The 16235-nt window shown below is 34.7% G+C and carries 12 protein-coding genes; 1 reads left to right on the top strand and 11 read right to left on the bottom strand.

Annotation, left to right across the window (positions count from 1 at the left end; all coding sequences use genetic code 11):
• Positions 1–6 precede the first annotated feature (6 nt).
• Entirely contained in the window at positions 7–372 is a 366-nt protein-coding gene (locus tag ACK4R1_RS14460; RefSeq protein WP_409688616.1) for a CoA-binding protein, read from the bottom strand.
• A gap of 88 nt (positions 373–460) precedes the next feature.
• On the opposite strand from ACK4R1_RS14460, the gene ACK4R1_RS14455 reads away from it, so the two are divergent.
• Complete coding sequence (locus ACK4R1_RS14455) at positions 461–1096, top strand: MarC family NAAT transporter (RefSeq protein ID WP_409688613.1); 636 nt, start codon at positions 461–463, stop codon at positions 1094–1096.
• 91 nt (positions 1097–1187) lie between these two features.
• On the opposite strand, the gene ctlX is transcribed toward ACK4R1_RS14455, so the two are convergent.
• The 10 genes from ctlX to ACK4R1_RS14405 all read right to left on the bottom strand — a co-directional run bounded on the left by ctlX (position 1188) and on the right by ACK4R1_RS14405 (position 16175).
• Complete coding sequence (gene ctlX, locus ACK4R1_RS14450) at positions 1188–2123, bottom strand: citrulline utilization hydrolase CtlX (RefSeq protein WP_409688610.1); 936 nt, start codon at positions 2121–2123, stop codon at positions 1188–1190.
• Between the two features lie 74 nt (positions 2124–2197).
• Positions 2198–3112 (bottom strand): dimethylarginine dimethylaminohydrolase family protein, encoded by a 915-nt coding sequence (locus ACK4R1_RS14445; RefSeq protein WP_409688607.1) that lies wholly within the window; start codon positions 3110–3112, stop codon positions 2198–2200.
• Positions 3113–3197: 85 nt separating this feature from the next.
• The gene (locus tag ACK4R1_RS14440; protein WP_409688604.1) at positions 3198–3671 is read right to left on the bottom strand and encodes a hypothetical protein; all 474 of its coding nucleotides are present in this window, start codon (positions 3669–3671) and stop codon (positions 3198–3200) included.
• Positions 3668–4732 (bottom strand): lipid II:glycine glycyltransferase FemX, encoded by a 1065-nt coding sequence (locus tag ACK4R1_RS14435; RefSeq protein ID WP_409688601.1) that lies wholly within the window; start codon positions 4730–4732, stop codon positions 3668–3670. Before ACK4R1_RS14435 ends, ACK4R1_RS14440 begins: the two co-directional genes overlap by 4 nt.
• On the bottom strand, positions 4732–6351 hold the full coding sequence (locus tag ACK4R1_RS14430; protein WP_409688598.1) for a hypothetical protein: 1620 nt from the start codon (positions 6349–6351) through the stop codon (positions 4732–4734). Before ACK4R1_RS14430 ends, ACK4R1_RS14435 begins: the two co-directional genes overlap by 1 nt.
• A gap of 110 nt (positions 6352–6461) precedes the next feature.
• Positions 6462–8435: a T9SS type A sorting domain-containing protein gene (locus ACK4R1_RS14425; RefSeq protein ID WP_409688595.1), complete on the bottom strand. Its 1974-nt coding sequence runs from the start codon at positions 8433–8435 to the stop codon at positions 6462–6464.
• 1 nt (position 8436) lies between these two features.
• Positions 8437–10620, bottom strand: a complete 2184-nt coding sequence (locus ACK4R1_RS14420) for a beta strand repeat-containing protein (RefSeq protein ID WP_409688592.1) — start codon at positions 10618–10620, stop codon at positions 8437–8439.
• A 372-nt stretch (positions 10621–10992) separates the two neighbouring features.
• Entirely contained in the window at positions 10993–12276 is a 1284-nt protein-coding gene (locus tag ACK4R1_RS14415) for a citrate synthase (RefSeq protein ID WP_409688589.1), read from the bottom strand.
• Between the two features lie 185 nt (positions 12277–12461).
• Complete coding sequence (locus tag ACK4R1_RS14410; protein ID WP_409688586.1) at positions 12462–15359, bottom strand: T9SS type A sorting domain-containing protein; 2898 nt, start codon at positions 15357–15359, stop codon at positions 12462–12464.
• 57 nt (positions 15360–15416) lie between these two features.
• The gene (locus ACK4R1_RS14405) at positions 15417–16175 is read right to left on the bottom strand and encodes a LytR/AlgR family response regulator transcription factor (RefSeq protein WP_409688583.1); all 759 of its coding nucleotides are present in this window, start codon (positions 16173–16175) and stop codon (positions 15417–15419) included.
• Between the last annotated feature and the right edge of the window lie 60 nt (positions 16176–16235).

The following is a 16235-nucleotide window of genomic DNA, read 5'->3' as shown; positions in this document are numbered from 1 at the left end:
TCGCTCCTAATACTGATTCGTGGCCAACAATACCAACGTACAAGCAACCTCAACCTTAATTCCGTTGCCTTGCAATAATTGGTAAAATTCCGGATTTTCGGTTCCGGGATTGAAGATGACGCGTTTGGGTTTGGTTTCGATGATGTAATTGTAGTAATCTCTTTGTCGCACCGGATTTAAGTACAAAGTCACGGTGTCAATATTTTTTAAAGGAATATTTTTAGTTCGGATAGCAACTCCGGCCACTTCACCTTGATTTTGCCCAATCGCCAGTACCGAATGGCCTTTTTCGACTAACATATTGATGGCTTTGAAAGCATATCTTTCGGGTTTGGTCGTAGCGCCGAGCACTAGTGTTTTCTTATTTTTCATGGCGCAAATTTAACGAATAATGTTTTTAAATTAACACTTACTTTTATTCTTTACCTATCTTTGTGGCCGATTTGAATTATTAGAAAAAATGGAACTCTTTTTGAATACTTTTTTTGTCCTGTTAGGTGCTTTGTTCTCGGTTTTAAACCCCATTGGTGTCATTCCTTTCTTTGTTGGTTTAACACAAGATTATAACAAATCAGAACGTTCCAGGGTATCGCTTTTGACCGCTGTAAATGTTTGCATCATTTTATTAATCTCTTTTTTTATTGGAGAATATGTTTTGAGCTTTTTCGGGATTACCATTTCTGCCCTTAGGATTGCCGGTGGGATTTTGATTGCTAGTTCGGGATTTGGTTTGCTTAATGCCAATCCGAAAAAAAGAAAAGGAATTAGCAAAGAAGTGGAAGAAGATTTGGCCAACAGGAATTCGATTGCGTTAACGCCTTTGGCGATGCCCATGTTGGCTGGTCCGGGTTCGATTTCGCTGTTAATTGCTTTTAACCAAGACCATCATTCGACACCGGAAATTTTGTCTTCAGTCATTTCCATTATTATCGTGTCGTTATTGATTTTTTTAATTTTAAGAAGTGCTCATTATTTGGCTAAATATCTTGGTGCTTCCGGAATTGTGGCGATTTCTCGAATCGTAGGTTTCCTTACGGTTGCCATTGGCATTCAGTATATCATTAGTGCGGTTTTGAGTATAATACGTGGAATATAAAAGAATTACGAATTAGAAATTACGAATTACGAATTGAAAAAGCCCAAAACCGAGATGATTTTGGGCTTTTTTATTGCTTTATTTCTTTCAATTATTCTTTTGGCAGAAAGATTTCCGCCATCATGCAACGGGCGCTTCCGCCACCGCAAGCTTCAATAGTATCTAAACTGGAATGGATGATTTCAACGTGAGCTTCGAGTTGGGCAATTTGTTTTTTGGTCAAACTTTTGTACGCTGACTCGCTCATTACCAAGAATCTTTTATCGTCTTTTCCTTTTACTTCGAGCATGTTTCCGGCGAAGTTGTTGACTTGGTCTTCGGTGATTAAAATCACTTCTTTGTCATCACCGCGAAGGCTGTCTAGAACCATTTTGCGTTCTTTTTTGTCATCAATACAATCGGCACAAACTACGGCAAAGGTATCGCCTAAAGTCATCATGACGTTGGTATGGTAAATGAGTTTTCTTTCGCCGTTGACTGTTTGGAAGGCTTCAAAAATCACCGGAGTGAATTCGAAATCTTCGCAAAATTCAATCATCAATTCTTCGTCGGCACGCGGCGATAAAGCACAATAGGCTTTACCATTTTCGCGGTCTAATAATAAACTTCCGGTACCTTCGAGGAAAACATTGTCTTCTTCTGCCAAGGTATAATCCATGATTTCGTTGATTTCGAAACCTTCGTCTTCTAAGATATCGAGGATATCTTCTCTTCTTTCGGCACGACGGTTTTCGGCAAACATGGGATACAAAACCACATCGCCGTTTTCGTGAAACGAAATCCAGTTGTTTGGAAAAATACTATCGGGAGTATTGGGTTCTAAAGTATCGTCGACTACAACCACGTTTACGCCTACTTTTCGCAACTTGTTTACAAACGCATCAAACTCGGCTTGGGCTTTGGCATTCACGGTTTCTGGTGATAAGCCGTCGAGTACTTTTTGGTAATAATTATTTACAGCAGTTTGTTCGTTCATACGAAACGCCACCGGGCGAATCATTAGGATTGAGTTTGTAGTTTGTTTCATTTTGTTTGGGTTTAAAGTTTCAGGTTTCAAGTTTCAGGTTAATTAACTTGAAACATTAAAATTGAAACAAATTTTTAATCTCTAATCAACGGCAAAGTTGAACATCTCAACAAGCCTTCTTGTTTGGCAATTTCAGCGTATGGTATTTCTTCAACGATGAATCCGTTTTCGCGAAGCCAATGGTTTAGTCTTGTAAAGTTTTTTTCCGAAACTACTACGTTATCATCTATAGAAAACACGTTGGAATTCATGTGGTACATTTCGTCACGCGTGATGTGAAAGAGGTTTTCTTTACCGAATAATTTAACCAGAAAAACATAATCTGATTCTTGGCGGAAACCACTTTTATAGATGATTCCTTTGTTTTTACCAACGGGTTGGAAACAACAGTCTAAATGTAAGGCATTATCGCGAGCTTCCAGCTTGGATTTTACCAAATCGAATTCTTTTACTTTTTTGTGTGGGAATAATTCTTTTATATAATTTACCCCTTGCATATTGGTTCGTGCTGTGATGTAATCTTTATAATCGGAACCTTTGTAAGTACCGATAAAAATATAATCATTCCAAAGCATTACGTCGCCACCTTCGATATGCACTTCTTCCGGTGGACGAACAACTTTATCCGGATTGATTTGGTCAATAACATATTGAATTGCATCGAGTTCTCTTTCCCTATCCGGTAAAATATTGGCTTTTATAAAGACATCATCAATGACAAATCCGATATCACGGGTGAAGATTTGGTTGTAATTCTCAATCATTTCCGGGCGGAAAACCTGAACATTGTATTTTTGAAATACTTGATTGAAGGCTTCCATTTCTTTAATCATATCGGCTTCAATAGGATATGTTCCGGCTAGAATGTGTTCTAATGATTTTGGGTCATAGGCTTCTTCAGCAGTTGGAGTTGGCCCATTATTTTCGGCTGAACCGAGTACTACGGCTCTTAATCTTGACGTTTCGTTTTTTACATTTAATTGTAACATAAAGTAGCTTTTGGCTTTTGACAAATATAAAAAAGCTTCTTGGTTAGGAGAAGCTTTGTTTATAAGTATTTTGAATAAAATCGCATTAATTTTTGGTCAGTTGTGTATTGAAGTGAAACAGCAAAAATCTTTTGGCTTTAATTTTAGTATGGAGTTTAAAACCTGCTTTCTCTATTCCTTTAATAGAACTGCTATTATTGGTGTTTACCACAATAAAAACTTCTTTTTGGTGGTTTTTCAGTATTTCTTCTCTGGCAATAAAATTAATCACAAAGGGATAAATTGACTTTCCTTTAAACTCGGGCATGGTTTTACAATCACCTATGGTTGGTCCTTTTTCATGGATTACTCTCAGTAGAAAAAGCTTTTGAAACAAATAACTCTCGTGTGCTAATTTACCCTCGATTGTGACAAAAAAACGTTTTTTGTTTTGGCTTACTATTTCGCTTTGAATGGGTAAATCAAGATTGGCAAACTCGGCAATAGTTTCTTTACTCATTGAATAGATAAAGACATCAATAGAAATAACTCTGAAATATTTCAACAGTTTTTTTATCATTTTTTTAGTAGAGATAAAATTCTGGCAATGGTTTTTTTGTGGTTTTTCAAATGCTTTTCGAGAAACAAATATAGCTTGAAATAAATTGGTTTGATTACCCAATGGAATTGTGCGTTTTCGAAATAAAACTGTACTGTATTGAAACTATTTTTAAATTCAACCACACCCGGCGAACCGCCAAGCGAGATATTGTAACCATCTAATCCTTCATGCAGCGATAATTTAATGGCTTCCCATTGCAAGAAATCACCGGTTCTTAAATCGGGCACTTCTTTTTTGGAACCGCCAAGAATGTAGGTGTAATAATTTCCACCTTTAATCAATAAAATGGCGCCTTTTAACTCTTCGTCTTTAAAAGCGGCTAATATTTTCAAGAATCCTTTTTTATTTAAACTCAAAAGTGTTTCTCTCATGTCTTTCCAATCCCTGATGCTGTAATTGGCCGCTATTGAATTTTCTTTGAATAAATGGTAAGCCTGCTCTATGTCGTTATCCAAAGTCATGATTTTAAAAATCAAGTCTTTGCGATAGGAATTTCTAATATTTCTACGTACTGATGGTTTTAAGGTTATGATTTTTGATTCTTCATCATATCCAACCAAATCTATCCAATTGAGTCCGTAACCGGAATAAACATATTTAAAAAGCTGGCCTGCTTTAGCTGTTTTTAGTATAGGTAAATCAGGCAAATTGGTAAAAGTATGTTTATTCATTTCCTTAGTAGAAGGCAATGAAATATGACAATAGCAACTACCGGATTGTTTGGCTCTTTCGGGAACTTGAGCAATCAGATGATTCAGTTGGTCTTCATAACCTTTTGAAACAATCGGACCATAAGGAACGATATAGAATTTAAAAAAAAGAGCTTTAGCGATAACGCCAACAAATCCACCAACAATTTCATTTTGGTCTTTTAAAAGACAAACTTCAAAATCAAAACCATAGGAAGTAAATGATTGATTCCAATCCGATAATAATAGATGACTGGCTTTGTTTTCAACTGAAACATAAGCATCCCATTGGTCTAACTCTTCCTTATTTTTGGTGAAAAATATTTCCATCAGATTGCTGTTCGATAAGGTAATGTTGCCGCATTGATTACTATCAGTTTACCATCGGCATTTATATCCAAAACGGTTTTTTCAAAATTAGCTAAAAATTGAACCAATTCTTTAATTGTCGGATTCCAAATTTCTTGGTTTTTCATTTTTTCGCCTAGAAACTTAAAATTGGCTTCGACTACTTCATCAATAGTTTCGGGATTTTTAAACATTCTGCCTTCATGGTATTTCATTGGTACGGAAAAATAAGTATGCGCGATAAAAATCCCACTTTCATTGATTAGTTTATTGATATTATCGGGATGCAATGACATTCTAAAGTCAATCATTTCGATGGTTTGAAAGACATAAAATTCATTCTCAGCAATGGTATGTTTGAAAACTAATGGTGTATATTTTGCCAACTTGTAAGGCTTGTTTTTATGTTGGTTCCAAAAAATAAGCACTTTTAAAATGGGTACGGCCAACGAAAACAAACTGCCTAAAAAGTTAAAAAAGAGTAGCGGATTTTTTTTCTGAATCATTTTTTTAAAACTCGAGGCCAAACTTTTATATTTTAAAATCATGGCTTCATCGGCATAGTAATGAAACATAATGTTTTTGATTAAAAGGCTGAGTTTGGTTTTTAAACTCATTTTTTTGATACCACTATAAAAGCTATTTAGGGTAAAATCATTAGGGTTTAATTGGTTGATAACCCCTAAAGCCGTTGTTCCGGAATCGATATAATTCCACAGAGTGGTTATACTCTTCTCTTTTAAATTATTAGAAAAGTCGGCTTCATTAATTCCTTTTTTCTGATAGAGTGAGAAATTATAGGATTGGTAGCCGTGGTCAATCCAAGTTGGAACATCACCAAACGGCGGTGTGAAGGAAAAGAAATTTTTGAAACTTTCTTCGTCATTTTTCAAAGATTGAGACAACGAATGGTAGGCCAATTCGTGTCCGTCATCCAACCATTTTTCAAACTCATCACGATCAAATTCAACAGAAGCATTGTCTGTTCTTTTGGAAAAATGATTTAGAAAAAAGCCTTTGGTAACTTTAATATTATGCTTCTTAAAGAAAGTTCTTTGTAGCTTGAGACTTGGTAAAGTATCAAAATCACAATGGTCGGTAAAACAAGCCACGGATGAAAACGGAATCGACGAACGGCTGAATTCTATAGCGTTTTGAGTTGTAAACAATAAAGCTAAATCTAATTTAAAATCGATGCCCGAATCGGCTTCCGCTACTACTCTTTGATTGTATTCACCGGAGTAAACTGTCAAAGGATGTGCCTGTTGCGGATGGAATCGCCAATAAAGTACTTTTGGATTTTTTTTCTGAATTTCCCAGTAGCCATAATTCAAATTGGGCTGTACAAAAAAACCGTTATCCAGTTTGATTATTTTAGGAGAAAATGAACTCGAAACAAAGTCATTATTGCATTTAACCCAAGTATAGTCATGGTTTCTGACGGATGTAATGTCATTTTTAAAAGTAATGACCAAATCAAAAGACGGTATGGCTTCACGGTCAAAAAAAGCCGTTTCTATAATCAATTTGTGATTTTGAATAGCACAAGGAAGCGAAACTGATTTTTGTGTTTTAGAAAGAAAGACAACACTTTCAACCATTGGGAAGCCGAGTTAAATTTTAACAAATATAGGGAAATACACTTAACTAAAATTACAAAAAAAGCCCCTCCGATTGGAGAGGCTTTATCTGGAAGTAAATCAATTTAAAATTAATTTTTAACCAATTTCTCAGTATGTATTCGACCATCTTCAGAAGTTATGTTGATGATATAAACACCATTGGCATAATTACTTACATCCAATTGCATTTTATCTGTCATTTCAACATTGCGGTTCATGATCATTTTACCATCAATAGAAGTGATATTGATTTTATTAAATTGGGCATCTTTCATCACAATTTCAATAGAACTACTGGATGGATTTGGAATGATAGCAAAACCATTGGCTATTTTAACCAAATTGATAACAATCTCTTCTTCCTGAACAATAGGTCTTATTTCTTGTTCGGTTATACTTTGAGTTTTATAGATGAAATTAGCCGAACAACCTTCTGGGTATGCGGCGAATTGAGAGCCTAAAACTGCTTCAAAACCCGGATTTAATTCGACATAATTCTCAGCATGGTAAACTACTCCATTTCCAACGGTGTTGTCGCCAACTGAAATCAAATTCGTGGCTTTAATCCAATCTGATCTTTCCCTTTTAGTTAAACTGGTTGCCGCCAAATTATTTAAGTTGTCTGCCGGAGAAATCAAAGTTAAAGTCGGTTCACAACAATTATCAAAAGTTACATCGGGACCAACATTAGCCGAGTTATCTGAAATGTCATAAATAAACGTTCCGGCCGGACAATTGACATTGAAAGTTCCATTGACCTGGAATTCAAAATCACCTGATGGATTGGCACCGAACAAACTTGGACTAACATTAAAACAATAAGTACTAGAAGTCAAAGTAGTTGGCGCAGCCATCGTTCCAATCACGATATTATTTTGAAGAACATTTAATGAAATAGTATTTACCGTAGCATTCACCGGCGGTTGGTATGTTCCGCAAACTTGTATTGGAGTTGTACCGGTCATATCCGGACAATTGAAATTTGTTGGTTCGGTACTCAAGGCTCCTAATTGCGGAACTGCACACGTAAATCCACAGATATTATCAATATAAACTGTACCAAAGTGAGCAGAAGGTTCACAATCACTCACCGTAAATTCAATTCTTCCCGGTTGGTTTAAAATGTCTTGAACATTTAAACGAGCACAAATCCATCCGGTATACAAAACCCTTCTATTGCTTCCAATTACCAGAGTATTGAACAAACAGTTATCGGGATTGGCAATGATACAAATTTCATCTACTATATTATTGAATTGATCATAAACCCTAACCCTAAAAAATGGTTGTATGGGCTGACCGTGCGCCGGCTTGTTATCCATAATTAGTGAAAAATTGAAATCGATAGTTGATTGATTAATCACCGGAAAATATCTTGACATAGTTGTAACATCAGAAGAACCGAAACCGTTTGAATTATTTAATTTAATCGATCTTGTTCCGCCATTGGTATTGATGGTTCGTACATTAACCCCTAAACTTGCTAAAGTTGGATCATACATTTGGTAACCCGAATTAGTACTGCTGATTAGAGTTATGGTTGACCCGAAGTTATTGGTACTAGGTGTTACCAAATTAGTTGCTGTTTGCGCTGTTGGCATTGAGCATGACTGAAAAAAACCTTCACCGGTTGCCGGTTGCGGATAAGCATCAGACCAAAAAGAATAACCTGCAGTTCCGTTTTCGAAGTCGCCATTGGTACAAGTTTGCATTACGGTTGGCGGCGGTGGTTTAGCAATATAACCGTCTCTTTTACTCGGGTTTTCCAGGAAGAATAGCTTTCTTAGTTCGTATATTTTGGTATTGATTACAGCTTTTTGAAATTCCTCTTCAGTAAATTCCTCTTCTTCTTTCAGATGTTTAATTACATCATCAGTAACTTCTTTTGATAATTTGTATTTCTTGAAATTATCATTTACAAACCGTTGAATTTCGACTTCTGTTTGCTGAGAAATTAAAATTCTGCTGTTTTCTTCAGCCAGATATTGATCGATCTGAGCCAAAACAGTAGCTGAATTGAGCACAAAACAGCTAAGTAAAACTATTTTAAATATCTTGTACATATTACTTAGTTTTAGCAAGTATAGCTTGCATTTGTGCTTTTAACGCTTCAATTTCTTTATTGTATTTTTCAAGGGCTTTGCCTTGTGCTTCTATTTTTTTGTCTTGGTCAATGATGTAAAGGGTTAATTCTTCAATCTTTTCCATTTGTTTGGATTGCATTTCAGCGATATCAAGACCATTTTTGGCCAAGGCTTCTGCAGAGTCAATTCCAGGCAAATGTTTATTAGTGTTTACAAATTCTTCTACCTCTTTCAATGGCATTAATTTATAGTCTGAGGCAAAAACGTAATCTGCCCAGTTGGCAGAACTTCTCAGGGCTACTTTTACTTTTTCGGTCAAAATGCCACCTTCTACAAATAATTTATAATTTCCTGTTGTACTTGGATAAGCAGTACTTGAACCCAAATATATTTTACCATTAGAAGTACTATTAGCGGTATTGAACCAAATATTACTGTTGTTCATATCAACAACTCTGTTTCCGGCAGTCGTGGTAGCCTGATTGATTACACCATTGTTAGCATAAATACTGGTATCTATAGAACTAACTACAAAAGGAGAAGCTGTTGAACCCGTACCGGTAACCGTTACATTGTTACCTGCAGTTACACTTGTTGTTGGCATTGTAAAAGAACCACCACCATTAGAAAGTGTTACTGTATTTCCTGATTGAGAAACCGTTTGAAAAGTTTGGGAAGGCAATGTTATACTGTTTCCGTTAGAGATTGATAATGTATTTCCACTTAAAGTTAAAGATTGAGCATCTGTATTAGTAAAAGTTGGTAATGTAAAAGAACCTCCACCATTAGAAAGCGTTATAGTATTGCCTGTTTGAGAAATTGTTTGAGGAACTTGTGCCGGTAGGATTACACTGTTACCATTAGAAATAGAAAGCACATTTCCGGCTAATGCTAAAGATTGTGAATCAGTATCTTCAAAATCCGGTAGTGTAATTGATCCACCACCATTTGAGAGCGTTATGGTATTGCCCAACTGTGTTAAAGTTTGCACAGAAGTACTTGGTAAATTAACCGGATTACTTGCTACACCATTAACTGTTGTTACTAATTGATTACTGGCATTAATTGTATTGGTTATTGAATTTACGATAGGCGCAGAAGCTGAAACATTATTTACATTAGTGGTCATTAAATTAGCATTCGACGATACAGCATTTGTTGTACTTAAAACACTTGGCACTCTTTGCAATACTACATCTCCTGTTGCGTTAACCGTTAAAAATTTATCGGTTACAACCGTTGCTGAAACTGGAGCTGACTGATTTGTTAAATTCGTAAAACGAAGTCCAGAGTTTCCATCGGTGCCATGAGTAACCTCTAGTTTGTTTTTAGGTGATTTGTTTCCGACTCCTACTCGTCCCTCTACTAATAATCCATTAGCAGGTGCAACAGTTCCTTCACCGGCATTTAATGTTAAATTAGGCACATAATTTCTACCAATAGCAACTCCACCGCTAATATCTAATCGGTTTACTGGAATAACATTGTTGCCTAAACCAATACCAGTATTTCCGCTTCTGTCAATGAAAATTCTTTGTTTGCCTTGACCATCGGCAAAAATAATCGTGTTATTAGTGTCATTTCCGGCCAATTTAGCTGATGAAGGTGTTGGGTTCAAAGCAACAAAGCCCAAAAAAACATTATAATTACCATTAATTAAATTGGCTCCAGTTTCAGTACCGATAAAGGTATTGAAATTACCTGTTACTAAATGTCGAGGGGTATTGGCTCCAATAGCAATATTACTGTTTCCAATAGTTCTTAACGACGAACCAAAACCTACAGAAGTATTATTATTACCAATTGTGTTGGCTTCTAGTGATCTGTGTCCGATAGCAACATTACTAGCACCCGAAATATTATTTGCCAAACTTCTGGTTCCGTAAGCACTATTCAAGGTACCGGTGTTATTGGCTTGTAAGGATTGATTCCCAAAAGCACAATTGAAACCACCCAAACTACTGCCTAGAGCATTCCATCCAAAAGCGTTGTTACTGTTACTATTATTATTCCCTAATGCATTTTTCCCAAAACCGGTATTAAAATTACCGGAACTATTTATTCCAGTTCCAATACCAAAAAAGGTATTATCGGTCTGCGCAGTAGTTTTGGCAACTAGCGCTAAAAGTGCTAACGTTGTAAATAAAAAGTATTTTTTTTTCATAACTAAAAAATTTGGGGCATTAAAAAATCATTTAAAAACTCGTTAATCAGGGATACTTAGGCTTGGCTTTACTTTTATACTAGTTCTTTGCGATTGTAGGTTGTGCATCAAATTAGTTTTACTGCTTGTAATTATGAAATCAAAAATATATTATAGTTTTTTAATAATCCACAAAATACATATTTAATCGATAAAATACATATTTTTTGCAAATATTAATAAAATATTCTTACATTATAATCAATAGAAAAAACAAATTAAAACATTCAATTCTTAACAAAAAGAAAGTATAAAAAGATATTTGTAAATTATACCCAAACAAAAAACTCCCTGCTTTCACAGGGAGTTTTGCTTAAAAATATAAGTTTCTAACTATCTTTTATCCATAGGTTGAAAATCTCTCAAAGGATATCCGGTATATACTTGTCTTGGTCTTCCGATTGGTTCTTTATTGATTCGCATTTCTTTCCATTGTGCAATCCATCCCGGTAAACGTCCGATGGCGAACATTACGGTAAACATTTCTGTCGGAATACCCAAAGCTCTGTATATAATTCCTGAGTAGAAATCGACATTCGGGTATAATTTTCTCGATACAAAATAGTCATCAACTAAAGCTGAAGCTTCTAATTTTTTGGCAATATCCAAAATCGGGTCATCAACGCCTAAAGTATTTAAAACCTCATCGGCGGCTTTCTTTATAATTTTAGCTCTTGGATCAAAGTTTTTGTAAACTCTGTGACCAAATCCCATCAAACGGAACGGATCATCTTTGTCTTTGGCTTTTGCCAAATATTTATCGGCATCTCCACCATCTTTTTGAATGGCCTCCAACATTTCCAATACTGCTTGATTAGCACCTCCGTGTAATGGTCCCCAAAGTGCAGAAACTCCTGCAGAGATTGAAGCAAATAATCCGGCATGAGATGAACCAACTATTCTTACTGTAGAAGTCGAACAATTTTGTTCGTGATCAGCATGAAGAATGAATAATTTATCTAAAGCGTCAATTACTACCGGATTGGCTTTGTATGGCCCGGTTGGTAATTTAAACATCAACTGCATAAAATTATCTACATAACCAATCGTGTTATCGTAATAATTTAGAGGATAACCCATCATTTTTCTGTAGGTCCAAGTAGCAATCACCAAGAATTTACCCATGGTTTTACATACCGCTTCATACATTTCTTTTTCATTTTCAACATCAACTACTTTTGGATTGAATGCCGTAAGTGCGCTAGTTAATGAAGACAAAACACCCATTGGATGAGCTGTTTTTGGAAAACCATCAATGATGTTTTTCATTTCTTCATTTACTAATGTATATTTTCTAATATCATTTTCAAACTGCTCTAATTGTGCTTTTGTTGGCAATTCTCCAAAAATTACCAAATAAGAAACTTCAAGAAAACCTGCTTTTTCGGCCAAATCTTCAATTGCGTAACCTCGATAGCGAAGAATGCCTTCTTCACCATCCAAAAAAGTGATGTCGCTTTTACAAGAACCTGAGTTTTTATAGCCCGGATCTAGTGTTATAGCGCCAGTTAAGGCACGAAGTTTTTCAATATCGATGGCGGCTTCGTTTTCACTTCCTACGATTACAGGAAACTCATATTTGTTGCCATCAAATTCTAATATAGCTGTTTTAGACATGATATAATATGGGAATTAAGTCTGATAAATTAATAATTTAACAAAATTAGGGAATTCAAAATGAAATAAAAAAGAATTACAACAACGTTTTCGTTAATTATTTGATAAATTTTGCAAAATTGATATATAAACAAAAAAAGGCGTACTTACGTACGCCTTTACCACAATTAATTTTAACCCAAAATTTATTGCTTAACTATTTTATCAACTTTTATTCCTTTTTCTGTAATTACTTTCACAAAATAAACTCCACTAGATTGTGATGACAGATCAATTACCGTTGTGGTATCGTTTATTATATTAGTCTGGAGCAATCTTCCTTGTATATCAAACAATTCAGTTGATTTGATATTAAAATCACCTTTGATGTTTACAATTCCATCACTTGGGTTTGGATAAATGCTGATAGAATTATCAACTTCAAAATCAGGATTGCTCAAGGCTTGGAAAACCGTTTGAGCCTCATTAGTTTCCACCGGATAATTATAATCAAAATAAATATTGGCTTTTTTGTTTACAGCATCACCTTGTTGCAAATTGCTTTTTGATTTCACTTTAAGCAAAACATTACCATGACCACCGGACTCTAGTAAGATGTTTTGAAAAATAAATTCTACTGTATTTCCGTTTATCCTAGCATAAACCGGATGTGAGGCATTCATAAGCTGCAAGGAATTAATATCAAAATCAGCGGCATTAACTTCTGTTCTTACTACTATATTTTCTGCTTCAAAAGTTCCTGTATTTTCAAAACGTATCATATAATGCAAATAGGCTCCTATTTCAGTTGGAGAAACGATATCTCCTTGCAAACAAGTAATATCATTTGGATCAAACGCTCCAACTACGATTTGGTTGTAATCAAAAGCATTATCTGTCCAATTCTCGTCTGTTGTCACATCAATAAATGAAGTGAAAGCCAGACCATCACCAATATTTACTGCCGGAGTATCTGTTGGTGAATTTACGTGTAAAGTCACTAATATACTTCCGCTTTGAAACGGCATTACATTGTTTATCTGCCAAGCTAAACTGTTGCTGGATGAACCATAAGGAACAGCCGAACTGGAAACATATTGAAGTCTTGTACCATCAAAACCAAAATTAGCAAACAATGTTTCTGTCTGATTTCCATTGTTTTTATAAACCAATTTGTAAACCGCATCAAAACCAGGACGCGCAGGCGTAACAGGCTCAATAACCATTTCTACGTCTGAATGAACTCCGTTAGCAGTAACACAAAAATTCTGGATTGTAGTGTTATTGATATTGTTGGCAAAAGGAATTGTTGCAGTAGTTGGTGAAATCGTAAACCAAGAAGGATTTTCAACATTTAAATTAAGCACAAAACTTCCTGCCGAAGTATAGAAATTGTATACACCTGAATTATCAGTAAAAGTAGCACCTTGATTAGTTCCATCATTTATATCAATTCTAATATTTGGATTTGACAAATCATTAGCATTACAGCCATTCTGATCGGCATCAAAAAGGATGGTTCCTGTTATAGTATTGTAATTTCCCCCTGGAGTAAAAGAGCAATATGTCCCCAATATTGGATTAGGAGTTGTGCCAAAAAAACTAAACCCATCACTTTCGTCAATACAAATATACTGTTGCAAACCATTTAAATTTCCTGAAAAAAAACTAACATCATTATTCGTAAAGCCATTCTTTAAATTAATTACATTCAAATTGAGATTATTATTTAAGCCTACATCAAAAACATTAGCGCTCGGGAGATTATTAGGTTCAACTTGAAAAGCCACCGAAGACAAATCAATATTGGTTAAATTGTTGTTTTGAACTTTAACACGATATAGTATAGGTAAATTAGATAGTTGAATACTGGTTAATTGATTGAATCCGACTTCTAATGTTCTTAGAAAGTTTTTATTACTTAATTCAAAACTTGTTAAATTATTGTAAGGAATAAAAATTCTTTCAATACTATTATTTGCACTTAAATCCATAACCGTCAATTGGTTATTTCTTGCACTCAAACTAGTCAAATTAATACAATCTTCAAAATTCAAATTCGTAAACTGATTATATGAACAATCAATGATTCTTAATTTATTAGCATTGGTTAAATTTAAAGAAGTTGCATTATTATGAGTGCAATAAAAATTCCTAATGTTTGGCAAAACACTTAAATCTATAGAATTTAATTGGTTATAATTACAAAAAAAGGTAATTAAGTTGTAAAATGCTTCTATACCTTGCAAATTTTGAATGCCACCATTTACAGATACACCTAATCCGCTTACGTTAAGATAAATTATTGACTGCGCTTCTGAAAATTGAATTTCTCCATCTTGATTTGTGTCTACCTTGGTATAAACATTCAGCGTTGCTGAACTATTTGGATTTACATTTGAAGCTATATTATTGTTTTCATTCGCAGCCAATAGCTTGGCTTTAAAATTAGTATCCGGTATAACAACTATACCATCCGAAATAACAATTAACTGAAAATCTACAATGGTAGAACAACCAGTAATACTGTTTTCAACCCTTGCAAAAATGGTTTGAGGATTACTAATGTTTGTGTATGAGGTAGTATTTGGCAATTGATTAATCTCATTCAAAGCATCTGTTTCAGAGGTGTAAAAAGTTACCAAAACATCTTGCTGGCTACCAATAAACAATGGCGTTTGAAGATTTAAATTAAAAGTAGCAATCCCATCATTTGGAGACTCATAAACCGTCATATTTGGCGATTGTTGAATGTATGGCAAATAATATAACTGCAATTGCAAATAGACCAATGCAAAATTGGATGGATTTAGATTTTCAAACACCCTAACAAAAACCGTTTGATAACCGATTACACTAACATATTGAGTTGGATTTTGAATTGGATTTATCCCATTTTGGGAATCGGGAAAACTTTCATAATAGTTCACTGTAAATAATCCCGGATCTAAACTTCCCAATATTTCTGAATTCTTTGAAGTCAAATCAAATAATCCATAAGCAGAACTAACTTGACAAGTAGCTAATTGACTAGGTTGATTGATTGGCGGTTGTGCATAGAACGATGCTGTTATAAAAAACAGTATAAAGATAATTTTTTTCATGATGCTATTTTTTGCTGTTAAACTATATGTTGCTTATTTAATTTACTCGATTATTTGTTAAATAGATTTTAAAATTTCATTTAATCTTTCTCTTTTCCGTTGCGAAATAGGAATACTGGTATTGTCCGCCATAATCACATAACCGCCGTCTTTTTTGATGTACGATTTCAAATAAGCCAAATTGATTAAATGACTTTGGTGAATTCTTTCAAATCCATGTTCCGTTAATAGTTCTTCGTATTCTTTTAAAGTTCTTGAAATCAAAATCGGTTTGTTGTTTTTGATATAAAACTTAGTATAATTGTCTTCGCTCTCGCAACGAATAATATCACTGACTTCAAAAAGATGGATTCCATCAGAATTTGATAAAGCGATGCGTTTGAAATTATCGACTTTCTTTCGGATGTTTTCCAACAGCAAATCGATGTGTGCTACATTATCATTTTTGTCAATGACATTTTTCAATTTTCCGATTACTTTCTGTAATTCTTCGGGATCAACCGGTTTCAATAAAAAATCCAAAGCACTAAAACGAAAAGCCTTGATCGCATATTGCTCATGCGCCGTGATAAAAACTATTTGAGAATTCAACTTCCCTTTTTTATTGACTTCTTCCAACAAATCAAAACCAGAACCATCGCCCAAATGAATGTCTAAAAACAACACTTGCGGTGGATTTTGCAATAACAAAGCCGTACCACTTTCAACACTGTCAGCTTCGCCGATAATAGTAATTTCAGGAGCATAACGCGACAACAAACTTTTCATTCCGTTTCTCAAATTGCTGTCGTCGTCGATTAATATGGCTGTAATCATAACTTTAAGTGTTCAGTCGAAGTGTTCAGTCGCAGCTTATGAATACTGTGACTGTAAACT

It is taken from the genome of Flavobacterium sp. (assembly GCF_046293665.1).
In the GTDB taxonomy this organism is placed as follows: domain Bacteria; phylum Bacteroidota; class Bacteroidia; order Flavobacteriales; family Flavobacteriaceae; genus Flavobacterium.
The sequence above is the reverse complement of the archived record's forward strand: the minus strand, read 5'-3'. Positions and strand labels throughout refer to the sequence as shown.

What these genes read in the sequence shown, in the direction of transcription:
- ACK4R1_RS14460 (WP_409688616.1), bottom strand. Translation starts at nt 372, where the DNA reads ATGAAAAATAAGAAAACACTAGTGCTCGGCGCTACGACCAAACCCGAA.
- ACK4R1_RS14455 (WP_409688613.1), top strand. Translation starts at nt 461, where the DNA reads ATGGAACTCTTTTTGAATACTTTTTTTGTCCTGTTAGGTGCTTTGTTC.
- ctlX (WP_409688610.1), bottom strand. Translation starts at nt 2,123, where the DNA reads ATGAAACAAACTACAAACTCAATCCTAATGATTCGCCCGGTGGCGTTT.
- ACK4R1_RS14445 (WP_409688607.1), bottom strand. Translation starts at nt 3,112, where the DNA reads ATGTTACAATTAAATGTAAAAAACGAAACGTCAAGATTAAGAGCCGTA.
- ACK4R1_RS14440 (WP_409688604.1), bottom strand. Translation starts at nt 3,671, where the DNA reads ATGATAAAAAAACTGTTGAAATATTTCAGAGTTATTTCTATTGATGTC.
- ACK4R1_RS14435 (WP_409688601.1), bottom strand. Translation starts at nt 4,732, where the DNA reads ATGGAAATATTTTTCACCAAAAATAAGGAAGAGTTAGACCAATGGGAT.
- ACK4R1_RS14430 (WP_409688598.1), bottom strand. Translation starts at nt 6,351, where the DNA reads ATGGTTGAAAGTGTTGTCTTTCTTTCTAAAACACAAAAATCAGTTTCG.
- ACK4R1_RS14425 (WP_409688595.1), bottom strand. Translation starts at nt 8,435, where the DNA reads ATGTACAAGATATTTAAAATAGTTTTACTTAGCTGTTTTGTGCTCAAT.
- ACK4R1_RS14420 (WP_409688592.1), bottom strand. Translation starts at nt 10,620, where the DNA reads ATGAAAAAAAAATACTTTTTATTTACAACGTTAGCACTTTTAGCGCTA.
- ACK4R1_RS14415 (WP_409688589.1), bottom strand. Translation starts at nt 12,276, where the DNA reads ATGTCTAAAACAGCTATATTAGAATTTGATGGCAACAAATATGAGTTT.
- ACK4R1_RS14410 (WP_409688586.1), bottom strand. Translation starts at nt 15,359, where the DNA reads ATGAAAAAAATTATCTTTATACTGTTTTTTATAACAGCATCGTTCTAT.
- ACK4R1_RS14405 (WP_409688583.1), bottom strand. Translation starts at nt 16,175, where the DNA reads ATGATTACAGCCATATTAATCGACGACGACAGCAATTTGAGAAACGGA.